The following is an 11,642-nucleotide window of genomic DNA, read 5'->3' on the forward strand; positions in this document are numbered from 1 at the left end:
GATCGTCCCAGGTCGGACGCCCGACGACCACCGGATATGTCGACTACAGTGGTCGGCGGGCCGTGACTGGCGTTCGGGTGGATCACCACCGGGGAGCGGCCCGGCGTACCCGTGGACCTCCGGTACGCCGACTGCCGCGCGCCTGGGCGAACCGCGATCCGCAGCGACGTTCAGGAGACCCCGTGACGACTGCCCAGACTGCCCCCGCCCCGGCCGCCGGCTCCGCCCGCCTGATGGACGGCACGGCCCTCGCCCGCCGCATCTCGGAGCAGACCGCCGCCTACGCGGCGAAGATCACCGAGCGCACCGGCACCGCGCCGTGCCTCGCAACCGTGCTGGTCGGCGAGGACCCGGCCTCCGTGACCTACGTCCGCATGAAGCAGAACCGCTGCGCCAAGGCGGGGATCACCTCCCGCCACGTCGAGCTGCCGGCCGAGACCACCACCGAGGAGCTGGTGGACACCCTCACCGCGCTGTCCGAGGACCCGGAGATCAGCGGCATCCTGCTCCAGCACCCCGTCCCGCACCACATCGACGAGCGCGCCGCCTTCGAGGCCATCGCCCCGGGCAAGGACGTCGACGGCGTCACGATGCACTCCTTCGCCGCCATGGGCTTCGGGCTGCCGGGCTTCGTCTCCTGCACCCCCGGCGGCATCATGCGCCTCCTCGCCGCCTACGACGTGGACCTGACCGGCAAGCACGCCGTCGTCGTCGGCCGCAGCGCGATCCTGGGCAAGCCGGCCGGGATGCTGCTGCTGGAGCAGAACGCCACGGTCACCTACTGCCACTCGCGCACCCAGGACCTGCCCTCGATCGTGCGCCAGGCGGACGTGCTGGTCGCCGCCGTCGGCAAGGCCGAGTTCATCCGGGGCGAGGACATCAAGCCGGGCGCGGTGGTCCTGGACGCCGGGTACAACGAGGGCAACGTCGGCGACGTGCACTTCGAGTCGGCCGCCGCCCGGGCCTCGCTGATCACCCCGGTGCCGGGTGGTGTCGGCCCGATGACCATCGCCGTACTGCTGGAGCAGACCGTGCAGGCGGCCGCCGCGCAGGCCGGGCTGGACCTCGCGGAGCTCTGACCCCGCCGCACGGGCCCCGCGCACGGCGCACGGGCTCGCGCACCCACGCCCCGGACCCCCGGTCCGGGGCGTCGCGCTTCCCCCTGAAGCCCCGCCGGACGCGCGGGACCCCCTCCCGGGCCTCCCGCCTCAGGCGCCGACCGGGTCGGGGTTCCGCTCCGCCGTGCCGGCGATGGCCGCGTCCCGGGCCGCGGCGACGATGTCCGAGGTGCGGAACGCGTGGGCCAGGGCGGTCAGGGGCCGCCGGCCCAGGCGGTAGGGCTCCGGGACCGCGGCCGGCTCCGGTACGGACCCGCGCGCGGCGGCGGCCTTGAGGCGGCACGCGGACGCCAGGACGGCCGCGTCCGCGATCGTCGCGGCCCGCGCCTCGCTCATGCCCCGGCCCCGGGCCGCCTCGTACGCGGCGCTGCGCACCCGGGGGTCGAACCAGCCCGCCAGCGCCAGGATGCCGTCGTCGATGACCGACTCGCGGTGGACGAGCCGGATCCCGAGCGGGGACCACCAGGCCAGCGGGACCGTCCGGCCCTGGGTCGCGGCGAACCCGCGCAGCGCCTTCCACAGCGGGCGCAGCCGCCGGTACTGGCCGAGGGCCACCCAGGTCGCCGACCCGCCGACCAGCGGTACGACGAACCCGGCACCGAGCAGCAGTCCGGCGGCCCCGGCCAGTGGCGGCGCCACGTCCGTGGACAGGTACACGAGGTCGTGGCCGGTCCAGCGGGCCACGACCGAGGCCCACTTGGCGGCCAGGTACGCCAGGTCCATCAGCCCGGCGACCACGATCAGGGCCAGCCCGGTGCGCAGCGGGCGCAGCGCGTGCTCCGCCCGCGTCAGCCACCTGGCGCACAGCCAGGTCAGCGCCGAGGTGCCCAGGGTGTGCGCCGCGAGGAAGCAGACGATCATCTCGCGGATCCAGGGCGTCGTCGCGTAGTACGTGTCCAGGTCCCGGAGCCGTTCGACCGGCGCGTCGCCGATCACGAACAGCACGACGATCGCCGCGGTCGCCGTGCCGAACAGCGCGGCGGTCAGCCGGGTGGCCCGGCGCACGGCCGCGGGCGGCCCGCCGCGCCACTGCAGGACCAGGACGACGCACAGCCCGGAGAACACCGTGCACAGGCCGAACACCAGGGGCGCGGAGAAGTTGACCACGCCGGTGCGGTGGTTGACCGCGGCGATGGTGGACGGTGTCGCCAGGAAGTTGATGGGAGCCCCGACGGCGAGCAGTCCGCACGCGGTCCGTTTCAGGGGCCGGCCCCGGTCCCGGCGCAGCGTCGGAACCTTGATCAGCAGCGCCAGGACCATCAGGGAGGCGGGCAGGAGCGGCAGCAGCCTGCCGCTCATCGGGCCTGTCCGACGGCGTCGGCGGGGCCGGCCGGGTCCGCCGTGCCGGGTGCCGGGTCGGGAGCCTGGTGGAGTCCGGCGACGGCCCGCTCGGCGGCGGTGAGCGGCGCCTCCTCCAGGGCGCCCCGGTCCGAGGCGCGCAGGACGTGCCAGACCACCGACGGGTGGAGCCAGTGGGTGGGCTCGGTGCTCATGGTCATGACCTTGAACAGGGCGGCCGTGAGCGCCTCGTCGGTGGTCGCCCCCGTCATCAGCCTGCCGACGTACCCGTTGAGCAGACCGGCGCCGGGGCGGGGCTTCATCCCGGTGGCTCCCGGGTAGAGGATGTCCTGCGACGTGGCGAGTTCCCAGGCGGTACTGACCTGCGGCGCGATGGCGCGCTGTGCCGCGCGGCCGATCCCGGGACCTTCCAGCCCCTTCGCCCGCAGCAGGGTGCGTACGGCCAGGAGACCCTGGGCCGCGACGGTCATGCCCTGCCCGTACAGCGGGTTGAAGGTGGCGACCGAGTCGCCGACGGCGAAGAAGCCGGCGGGCAGGTCGGCCTTCTCGAAGTAGACCCGGCGGTTGGCGGTGCCCTGGGTGACGGCGACGTCCGTCAGCGGCTTGCGGCCCTCCAGGAGTTCACCGACGATCGGGTCGCGCACGGACTTGGCGAACGGGACGAACGCGTCGGGATCACCGGTCGGCTGGCCGCCGCGGGTCCCGGAGAGGGTGGCCTGCCACTGGCCGTTCTCGATGGGCACGATCGTGGCCGTCCGGCCCGGGACGGGCTCCCGCGGGTCGGACTGGACGTTGACGATGGGGAAGCCCATCGCGTGGGCTCCGGCCGGGGCTTCGAAGATCCTCGTCGCGTAGACGAGGCCCGAGTCGACCTCGGCCTGCCGGATGCCGGTGACGCCGAGCGCCTGGAGCCAGGTCCGGGCGCGCGAGCCGCGGCCGCTCGCGTCGACCACCAGGTCGGCGGCCAGCCGCCGGCCGGCCTCCTCCGGGGTGTCGACGAGGACGCCGGTGACCCTGGAGGCGGTCCCCTCCAGGGCGCGTACCCGGCTCCGCTGGAGCGTGGAGACCCCCTTCAGGGCGGTCACCCTGGCGCGGACCACCGAGTCCAGGAGATCGCGGCTGCACGAGATGTTGAACTGCTTCTCCGCGCAGCGCGGAATCCATCCCTGGGCGGACATGGAGACCAGGTCGGTGGGCAGGCTGCGGCGGATGGCCCCCGCCTTCGTCCAGTCGTCGGTGATGCCGGGCAGGATCTGCTCGATGGCACGGGCACCGCCCGACCACAGGAGGTGGGTGTGCCGCGCCTGCGGAAGTCCACGGCGGGGGGCCGGACCCTCGGGCAGCGGGTCGGCGTCGACGACGGTGACCGTGGCGTGCTCGGCGAGGACAGCCGCCGCGAGGAGGCCGACCAGACTGCCGCCTATGACGACTGCGTGGCGGGGCGGAGTGGACTGGTTCATCGTGGCGAGCTCTCTGTCAGGGCCGTGCTGGGGGCATCGGCGTGAGGGATGCGGCGACCGGCTGGTGCGGGTCACGGCGCGGCACGGGGCTTCCCCAGCCGAGTGAGGACCGGATGCGCTCGATGTCTTCGGGGAGCTGCTGCTCCTCCCGGGGCGAGGGCAGGTAGGAGCGCAGGGCGGTGCCGAGGTGCAGGCCGAAGGTCTCGGCCCGGATCTCCGCCGGATCCCCGTGGTCGGCGCGTGCGGCGGCCTGCCGGACCACCGCGTCGAGCCCGGGGCCGGAGGTCAGCAGATCGGCGAGGCGGCCGGGGTGTCCCGCCAGCCGGGCGGCCACCAGCATGCCCGGACCGAGGGTGTCGCAGGTCCCCTCGTCCAGGTGCCACAACTCGTGGCAGGCGATGACGAGCTGGTGCTCGGGCCGGGTGTGCTGCTCGACGACGATCAGGTCGACGTCGTCCAGCTCCAGCCACAGCCCGCTCGCGGTGGCGGGCGGGAAGGAGGTGAAATGGACATCGACCTTCCGTTCCCCGCCGCGCCGCCTGGCGTAGGCGGCGCACAGCGATCCGATGATCTCCCCGGCGTCGGCCGCCGGCGAGAGGCGCGCGCCCTCCAGCAGCTCGGAGGCCAGCTTGCGCATGGCCCGTGTGGTCCTCATGGTGTTTCTCCCTCGGCGGCGGCGTCCTCGGCCGGCGCCCCGCTCCTCGTGCCCGGGACTCCGAGCTGCCCCTCGCGTGCGAGGAGGTCGTCCAAATGGTCGGCCAGTGACTTCCATCCCCGGGGCGACAGCCGGCCGGCCCGCGTGACGATGCTGCGTACGTCGTGCGCCCGCAGCACCGCCAGCATGGGGTTCTCCCGCTCCCGCACGACGGACTCCAACTCGGCCTCGATCAGGGCGAGGGCGCCGGCCAGCGCCTCGGTGTCGTCGGCCAGCAGGTAGCCCCCTTCGACGCCGTAGAAGCGCTGGATCCCGGCAGCCGCGGCGAGGTTCGGCAGGCCCTCTCCCCGGGCCAGCCGGGTCAGCGACTGCCCCGAGGCGTCGAAGGACCTGGCGATGGCGGTGAGCGAATGGGGCTGGCCGTCCTCCCGAACGCGGGTACGGCGCAGGTGCTCGAACCGCAGGTGCACCTGCTCCTTGAGCGGGAGCCGGGGCGGCCTTCCGTCGAGGGTGAGCCGGATGGCCCGCGGGGTCATACCGGTGAGGTACGAAAGGTGCTCCAGGTCGTCCCGGCCGTCCGGGACGGTGCCGGCGGACAGGGCGAGGGCCCGTTCCACGGCGCTCTTGCTGTCGGCCAGGAGGAATCCGGCATGGACGCCGAAGAACCGCTGCACACCGGCCGCGTGGCCCAGCCGGGGCAGCCCGGTACCGGCGTTGAGCGGCCCGAGGGAGGCGCCGGGGGCGTCGAAGTCCTCGGCGATGGCCGCCAGCGGCCACTCCCGGCCGTGCTTGTCGCGCCGGGTCGCGCGCAGCAGCAGGAACCGCTGGTGCACGCGCCGCTCCAGCGGCACCTCCACGGCGGTGCCCGCCACCACCTGGGGCACGCGCCCGGGTTCGACCCCGGACAGGCGGCTCAGCCGCTCCGCCGACAGCACCTCGGCCGGGTCCTGCCCGTGGTCCTGCGCCAGGGCCCGGATGCGCCGCCGGGCGGCGGCGAGATCGGGTCGGGCGGCGGCACGCACCGGCGGATTCTCCATATGTCGACAAGGCGTTCGAGTCATTCGGGCTCGGTGAAGCCTAGCCCCCGGCCCCCGGCCGAACCAGGGGACCCCCAACGTTTCCTGCCGTACGGCTCAAAAAGCGTTGGCATCCCCACCCCGCTCCCGAAACCGCACGCCAAGCTCCGCCCGGACGGCGGGCGTTGGACGGGAGCGCGGCCGTCGCAACGGACCGGTGCGGCGCGCAGCCGCTATCATCGGTCCATGACCTCACATCAGGCGGATGCCGCGTAGATCCCCGCGGACGCTGCGGGCCCCCGTGCCCGACCGGCGAAGCGACAGCAGGACGAGCACGCTGCTCATCGGCGCGTGCCCCGGGCCGCCCGTGTGCGCGGCCGTCCACACCTACCTCTTCGTCGACGGCCTCGACGTGGTGGCGCGCAGCGACAGCACGATGGCCGGACTCCACCCGCGGCAACTGCTCCGCCCGGGCGGGCCGCTCCATCCGACGGACACGCCGCGCAGCGCGGACGTGGCGGCGCGGGAGCCACCCGATCCGGGCCCGGACCGGCTGACCGTCCGGATCCGGCTCCGGGGCGACACGGTCATCTGGTCCGACCTCATGTACGCGGGCCGCGACGGCGCCGCCGTCGACGAGGTCCGCTTCCGTCTGGACCAGTACCTGGGCGAGATCGAGCGGGCCTGCGCGGCGCTGAACGACCGCTGCTGAGGCCGCCCGTTACCCCGGAGGTAATCGACCCTTCCGGCGGGCCCCGGCACAGTGGACGCGTCGGGTTCCGGGGCCGCGCACTCGGTTCCGGGATCCGGTCCCCCTGGCCGTTCGACCTCGATGGAGGCTGATTCCCATGTCCGCGACCCCGCTCGCCGGCTTCGCCCGCAACGGCGTCCCGCAGACCGCGCTGCGCCGGTTCCTCGCCCTCGACTCCGCCGTCACCACCGCCAACGGCCTGGCGTACGTGGCCTTCTCGGCCCCGCTCGGCCGGCTGCTCGGGGTCGGGCAGGGGCTGTTGCTCGGGCTCGGGATCCTCCTCGTCGCGTACGGGGGCGGTGTCGGATGGCTCGCCTCCCGGCGGCAGCCGCCCGTCCTTCCCGTGAAGCTCGTCATCGAGACGAACTACGCCTGGGCCGTCCTCAGCCTGGCGTCGATGGCCCTCTGGTTCGATCCCACCACGGCCGGACAGCTGTGGATCCCGGTGCAGGCGGCCACGGTGGCTGGCTTCGCCGTCCTCCAGCAGGTCGCCCTGCGCTCGGGCTCAGCCGCCCAGTGAGCGCAGGTACTTCACCGTCGCCGGGTCGGCCGGGAGCATCGTCTCGATGGCCAGTTCGGCGACGGTCACGTCCATCGGCGTGTTGAAGGTCGCGATGGACGAGACGAAGGACAGCAGGTGCCCGTCGTGCTCGATGACCAGCGGCAGCGCGATGTACGCGGTGGGCTCCTGCGGTTCGCCGTCGCCCGGGCGCCCGGCGACCGGGTAGGCCGCCACCTCCTCGTACAGGGCGCGCAGCGGCTCGGAGCGGGCCAGCGCGATCTGCCGTTCCATCTGCGCCAGCAGGTGCCCGCGCCACTCCCGGAGGTTGTGGATCCGCGGGGCCAGGCCCTCGGGGTGCAGGGTGATCCGCATGGCGTTCAGCGGCGGGGTCAGCAGGTGCTCCGGCAGTCCGTCCAGCAGCATGGCGATGCCCTGGTTGGCGGCGACGACGTTGTACGTGGCGTCCACGACCAGGGCGGGATAGGGCTCGTACCCCGTCAGCAGGCGGGCGATGCCCTCGCGCAGCGTCTCCATCGCCGGGTCGTCCAGTGCGGTGTGGGCGTAGCGCGGGGCGTAACCCGCCGCGAGGAGCAGTGCGTTGCGCTCCCGCATCGGTACGTCGAGACGGTCGGCGAGCCGCAGCACCATCTCCTCGCTGGGCCGGGACCGGCCGGTCTCGACGAAGCTGATGTGCCGGGACGAGGAGTCGGCGCGGCCCGCCAGCTCCAGCTGGCTGAAGCCGCGCCGTTCCCGCCAGGCGCGCAGCAGGGTGCCCACACTCGTCGTCGTCATGCGCACGACGTTAGCCGAGGAAGGGTCAGCCCAGGTCGAAGACGTTCCGCAGACCGAGACGGTAGCGCCACCGGTCGTGCCGTTTGGCGGGCTCCAGCTCGGGTGCCCGGTACATCGGATGGACCGTGCACCGCGGCGCGCCGGAACCGTCCCGGTCCAGCAGGGAGTTGACGGCCGCGCGCGCCGACGCGTTGGCCCCCTCCATCGTCGCGAGGTCGATGTCCACCGCCACGTAGTCCCCGCTGAGGAAGAAGTTCGGGATGCGGGTGCCTGCGCTCGGCCGGTCGTACAGGGTGCCGACCGGGTGGATCAGCAGCTCGTCCTGGTTGGTGGGGTGCGGGGTGCCGAGCCCGTCCACACCCGGGTCCAGGAACCACGAGTGCAGCGTGGAGTCCGTCAGCAGGGCCTTCCCGGTGTCGTTGAGGGAGGCCTTCAGCTGCGCCCACACCTCGCGCGCCACCTCCTCGCGCGTGCACTGCTTGGCCGTCTTCCCGTACAGGATCCCCGGCTTGTCCCACTCGGAGATGTCCACCGACAGGCAGTCGACCGCCCTCCCGTCTCCGTAGTCCGCCGGGAAGTCGCGGGACGGCCAGTGCTCGGCCTGCTGGATCGCCGTCAACGACCAGGGTGAGTCGATGCAGTTGAGATGGCCGTGCACCAGCTCAGCCCGCTCGGTCAGATAGAACTGGATGCCGGTCATCCAGTCCGTCTCCAGCTTGTCGCAGCGCCCCAGCATCGGATCGGCGGCCCGCAGCGCCGCGCTCCAGGTGCGGCGGGCGTGCTCGACGGGCAGCGCGCTCACGTAGTGGTCGGCGGTGACGGTCCGCGCGGTGCCGTCCGGCGCCTCGACGGCGACGCCGCTCACCCGGCCGCCCGCGTACCGCACCTCCCGTACGGTCCAGCCGATCCTGAACTCCACTCCCAGGGAGCGCAGATGGGCTTCCCAGGGGTCGATCCAGGCCTCGTTGGTCGGCAGGTTGAGGATCCGGTCGGGCGGGCCGTCCGCCCCGCGCCCCAGCAGGTTGAGGACGAAGGCCTCGCCGAGGGTGCCGACCGTACGGGTGGAGGCCTCCTCGGCCTTGGTCGCCACGATGTTGCGGGTGATGCCGACGGCGAGGATGCGCCGGTACTCGTTCGACATCCGCTCCGCCCGTACGAAGTCCCACCACGGCGTCCGCTCCCAGACCTCCTCGCGGCGTTCGTCGCAGCTGGTGAGGAAGACCAGCACGCGGTCGGCGAAGTACGCCGTCTCGTGTGGCGGGAGCCGGACCAGTGTCTGCAGGATGCCGGCGAGGGCGCGCCGGATCTCGTCGGGCGTCAGCTCGGCCGGTGAGTGCCCGGGCCAGGGGATCGGTCCGCGCAGGTCCTCGCGTCCGGCCGCCCGGGCGAACATCATCTCGCGCGGGGCGACGAGGTTGTCCCACACCCCGGCCGCGTTCCCGGGGAAGGGTATGCGCCGCATGGTGTCGGGCAGGTTGTGGTAGATGCCGGGTATGAAGCGGAAGCCGTGCTCGGCGGGCAGCGGCCGGCGCCCGCCCCGGGCGCTGCCGGGGACGTCCATGCTGCGCGCCTTGCCGCCGAGGGCCCGGCGCTCGTACACGGTCACGGCGTAGCCGCGCTCGGCGAGTTCGTGCGCCGCGGTCAGCCCCGCCACCCCGCCGCCGAGGACCGCGACGCTGCGGGCTCCGGGGGCCGGTGCTGCCCCGGCGGCCGTCGCGGGAGCGGCCGCGGCCCCGGCCCCGACCGTGCCGGCGGTGGCTGCCGCGCCCGCGCCCGCGATGAACGTACGCCGGGAACTTCCTGTGCCCGCCATGCCGGATACCCCCTCGTTACCGCCGGTAACAGCCTGTTCGGCGCAGGAGCATAGAGGGCGCCCGACGGACCCGGAAGGCGCAGGAGCACCCGGGCGCACTATGGCGGGAAAGGATTGGTCAGGCGTGCGCTGTGGGAACCTTGACTACACGTCACGGGGAAAAGGAGCCGGTGCATGCCGAGTGAGCCGCTGTCACAGAAGGAGATCGAGGACCGGTTGCGGGAACTCCCCGGCTGGGCCTTCGAGGACGACCGGATCTTCCGCACCTACCGGCTGGGCACGCACTTCGCCGCGAGCGCCCTCGTCGTGCACATCGCCACCGTCCAGGAGGAGTTGAACCACCACTCCGACCTGACCCTCGGCTACAACACGGTCCGGCTCTCCGTGAACAGCCACGACGCCGGCGGTGTGGTGACGGAGTCCGACTTCGCCCTCGCCGAACGCGTCGAAGCCCTCGCCCCGGCCCACGGCGCGAGCTGATGACCACGCACATACCGTCTGTGAGATTCCTGCTCGACTACGACGCCGAGGCCGAGGCCTACGACGCCACCCGCGGCGGCGTCCCGCGCGCCGAGGCGGCGGCCGCCGCGGTCCTCGGGCTGCTGCCCGCGGACGCGCGCACCCTCCTGGACCTCGGCTGCGGCACCGGCATCGTCACCAGCCGGCTCAGGCGCCCCGCCCTGCGTGTCCTGGGCGCGGACGCCTCCTACGGCATGGCCGCGATGGCGGCGCGGCGCGGCCTCCCCGTGACCCTCGCCGACGCGGCCCGGCTGCCGGTCCGGTCGCAGTCCCTGGACGCGGTCAGCGCGGTGTGGCTGCTGCACCTGCTGCGCGAGCCGGGACTGGTGCCGGCGGTGATCGCCGAGGCCGCCCGGGTGCTGCGGCCCGGCGGGGTGTTCCTCGCCACCGTGGACAAGGACTCGGCACACGACGTCGGCAGCGACATCGACGCCGTCTTCGCCGCGCACCTGACCCCGACGCCCTCGGACGCCTCCGGGGAGGTCGAGGCCTACGCGGCCCGGGCGGGGCTGCTCCCGGTCGGCGAGGCCCTCTTCACCGGCCACGGCCAGGGCCGCACCCCGCGCCGGTCCGCCGAGGACCTGCTCGCGGGCCGGTACGCCTCCCGGATCGTCCCGCGCGGTATCACCGCACAGGAGCTGGCGGCCCGGCTGGAACTGCTGCCCGACCAGGACGTGCCGCGCGCGGAGCCGACGTACCGCATACGGGGTTTCGTACGCGTCTGACCCGTACCCGTACCCGGGGCCGGGCCGGCTCCGCGCGGCCCGGTCACACGTCGAACTCGGCCGGGTCCGGCCCGATCCGGCGGCCCGCCGCGCCCGCGCCCAGGGCGTCCAGAGCGGCCATCTCGGCGGCGTCCAGCTCGAAGCCGAAGACGTCCAGGTTCTCCCGGATCCGGGCCGGGGTCACCGACTTGGGGATCACGACGTTCCCGTGCTGCAGGTGCCAGCGCAGCACCACCTGAGCGGCGCTGCGGCCGTGCGCGGCGGCGACGGCGGCCACCTCCGGGAGCGTCAGCAGCTCCTTGCCCTGGCCCAGCGGGGACCAGGCCTCGGTGGCGATCCCGCGCTCGGCGTGCACGGCGCGCAGCTCGGCCTGCGGGAAGAGCGGGTGCAGCTCGACCTGGTTCACGGCGGGGACGAGCTCGCTCTCGGCGGCGATCCGCTCCAGGTCGGCGGGGCGGAAGTTCGACACGCCGACCGCCTTGGCGCGGCCGCTCGCCGCGATCTCCTCGAAGGTCTTCCAGATGGCGACGAAGTCGTCGCGCATGGGGCGCGGCCAGTGGATCAGGTACAGGTCGACGTAGTCGAGGCGCAGCTTGGCCAGGGAGTCGTCGAAGGCGCGCAGCACCTGGTCCCGGCCCCACTTCTGCTTCGGGCCGTTCCACAGCTTGGTGGTGACGAACAGCTCCTCGCGGGCCAGCCCGGAAGCCGCGACCGCCTTGCCGGTACCCGCCTCGTTGCCGTAGACGGCGGCCGTGTCGACGCTGCGGTAGCCGGCCTCCAGCGCCGTCCCGACGGCGTGCTCCGCCTCGGAGTCCGGCACCTGCCAGACGCCGTAGCCGAGCTGGGGCATGTGCGTGCCGTTGTTGAGCTTGATGGCGGGGACCTGGTTCACGTCTGGTCGTTCCCTCACGTCGGTGCGGTGGTGGTGGAGCGTCGTACGAGGGGCGACAACCCGCCACCCGTACGACGTATTCCCGCCATCGGCTGCATGT

The 11,642-nt window shown here is 73.7% G+C and carries 12 protein-coding genes and 1 riboswitch; of the genes, 5 read left to right on the forward strand and 7 right to left on the reverse strand.

What is annotated here, in order from left to right:
* Positions 1-52 precede the first annotated feature (52 nt).
* Positions 53-155: riboswitch (ZMP/ZTP riboswitch) on the forward strand.
* Between the two features lie 78 nt (positions 156-233).
* Positions 234-1,079, forward strand: coding sequence for a bifunctional 5,10-methylenetetrahydrofolate dehydrogenase/5,10-methenyltetrahydrofolate cyclohydrolase (locus tag DEJ51_RS27845; RefSeq protein WP_150262189.1), 846 nt, complete (start codon positions 234-236; stop codon positions 1,077-1,079).
* A gap of 129 nt (positions 1,080-1,208) precedes the next feature.
* Here the strand turns inward: DEJ51_RS27845 and DEJ51_RS27850 are convergent, their stop codons facing one another.
* Genes DEJ51_RS27850 through DEJ51_RS27865 form a run of 4 tightly spaced genes read right to left on the reverse strand, consistent with a single transcriptional unit; the run spans position 1,209 to position 5,554 of the window.
* A complete protein-coding gene (locus DEJ51_RS27850) occupies positions 1,209-2,417 on the reverse strand; it encodes a DUF6545 domain-containing protein (protein WP_150260330.1) in 1,209 nt (402 codons plus the stop codon).
* Positions 2,414-3,877, reverse strand: a complete 1,464-nt coding sequence (locus DEJ51_RS27855) for an FAD-dependent oxidoreductase (protein WP_150260331.1) — start codon at positions 3,875-3,877, stop codon at positions 2,414-2,416. Before DEJ51_RS27855 ends, DEJ51_RS27850 begins: the two co-directional genes overlap by 4 nt.
* A 16-nt stretch (positions 3,878-3,893) precedes the next feature.
* Positions 3,894-4,532 carry a toxin-antitoxin system, toxin component gene (locus DEJ51_RS27860; RefSeq protein WP_150260332.1) on the reverse strand — a complete coding sequence of 213 codons (639 nt, stop codon included), beginning with the start codon at positions 4,530-4,532 and terminating at the stop codon, positions 3,894-3,896.
* Complete coding sequence (locus tag DEJ51_RS27865; protein ID WP_150260333.1) at positions 4,529-5,554, reverse strand: hypothetical protein; 1,026 nt, start codon at positions 5,552-5,554, stop codon at positions 4,529-4,531. The genes DEJ51_RS27860 and DEJ51_RS27865 overlap by 4 nt, the downstream gene beginning before the upstream one ends.
* Positions 5,555-5,849: 295 nt before the next feature.
* Between DEJ51_RS27865 and DEJ51_RS27870 the strand changes: the two genes are divergently transcribed.
* Both DEJ51_RS27870 and DEJ51_RS27875 read left to right on the forward strand, forming a co-directional pair.
* The gene (locus tag DEJ51_RS27870; protein ID WP_223835990.1) at positions 5,850-6,260 is read left to right on the forward strand and encodes a hypothetical protein; all 411 of its coding nucleotides are present in this window, start codon (positions 5,850-5,852) and stop codon (positions 6,258-6,260) included.
* Between the two features lie 136 nt (positions 6,261-6,396).
* On the forward strand, positions 6,397-6,819 hold the full coding sequence (locus DEJ51_RS27875) for a hypothetical protein (protein WP_150260334.1): 423 nt from the start codon (positions 6,397-6,399) through the stop codon (positions 6,817-6,819).
* Here the strand turns inward: DEJ51_RS27875 and DEJ51_RS27880 are convergent.
* A complete protein-coding gene (locus DEJ51_RS27880) occupies positions 6,805-7,593 on the reverse strand; it encodes a helix-turn-helix domain-containing protein (RefSeq protein ID WP_150260335.1) in 789 nt (262 codons plus the stop codon). The two genes, DEJ51_RS27875 and DEJ51_RS27880, sit on opposite strands and share 15 nt — an antisense overlap.
* A 25-nt stretch (positions 7,594-7,618) precedes the next feature.
* Positions 7,619-9,406 carry an FAD-dependent oxidoreductase gene (locus DEJ51_RS27885; RefSeq protein WP_150260336.1) on the reverse strand — a complete coding sequence of 596 codons (1,788 nt, stop codon included), beginning with the start codon at positions 9,404-9,406 and terminating at the stop codon, positions 7,619-7,621.
* A gap of 174 nt (positions 9,407-9,580) precedes the next feature.
* On the opposite strand from DEJ51_RS27885, the gene DEJ51_RS27890 reads away from it, so the two are divergent.
* Both DEJ51_RS27890 and DEJ51_RS27895 read left to right on the forward strand, forming a co-directional pair.
* Positions 9,581-9,886, forward strand: coding sequence for a 4a-hydroxytetrahydrobiopterin dehydratase (locus tag DEJ51_RS27890; RefSeq protein WP_150260337.1), 306 nt, complete (start codon positions 9,581-9,583; stop codon positions 9,884-9,886).
* Positions 9,887-9,915: 29 nt separating this feature from the next.
* Positions 9,916-10,650, forward strand: a complete 735-nt coding sequence (locus tag DEJ51_RS27895) for a class I SAM-dependent methyltransferase (protein WP_150262191.1) — start codon at positions 9,916-9,918, stop codon at positions 10,648-10,650.
* Between the two features lie 43 nt (positions 10,651-10,693).
* Here DEJ51_RS27895 and DEJ51_RS27900 read toward each other — a convergent pair whose 3' ends face one another.
* On the reverse strand, positions 10,694-11,542 hold the full coding sequence (locus DEJ51_RS27900) for an aldo/keto reductase (RefSeq protein ID WP_150260338.1): 849 nt from the start codon (positions 11,540-11,542) through the stop codon (positions 10,694-10,696).
* Between the last annotated feature and the right edge of the window lie 100 nt (positions 11,543-11,642).

It is taken from the genome of Streptomyces venezuelae (assembly GCF_008642275.1).
Classification (GTDB): Bacteria; Actinomycetota; Actinomycetes; order Streptomycetales; family Streptomycetaceae; genus Streptomyces; species Streptomyces venezuelae_E.

Bases quoted from the DNA above. Each gene is read 5' to 3' on its own strand.
- DEJ51_RS27845 (WP_150262189.1), top strand. From the start codon at position 234: ATGGACGGCACGGCCCTCGCCCGCCGCATCTCGGAGCAGACCGCCGCC.
- DEJ51_RS27850 (WP_150260330.1), bottom strand. From the start codon at position 2,417: ATGAGCGGCAGGCTGCTGCCGCTCCTGCCCGCCTCCCTGATGGTCCTG.
- DEJ51_RS27855 (WP_150260331.1), bottom strand. From the start codon at position 3,877: ATGAACCAGTCCACTCCGCCCCGCCACGCAGTCGTCATAGGCGGCAGT.
- DEJ51_RS27860 (WP_150260332.1), bottom strand. From the start codon at position 4,532: ATGAGGACCACACGGGCCATGCGCAAGCTGGCCTCCGAGCTGCTGGAG.
- DEJ51_RS27875 (WP_150260334.1), top strand. From the start codon at position 6,397: ATGTCCGCGACCCCGCTCGCCGGCTTCGCCCGCAACGGCGTCCCGCAG.
- DEJ51_RS27880 (WP_150260335.1), bottom strand. From the start codon at position 7,593: ATGACGACGACGAGTGTGGGCACCCTGCTGCGCGCCTGGCGGGAACGG.
- DEJ51_RS27885 (WP_150260336.1), bottom strand. From the start codon at position 9,406: ATGGCGGGCACAGGAAGTTCCCGGCGTACGTTCATCGCGGGCGCGGGC.
- DEJ51_RS27890 (WP_150260337.1), top strand. From the start codon at position 9,581: ATGCCGAGTGAGCCGCTGTCACAGAAGGAGATCGAGGACCGGTTGCGG.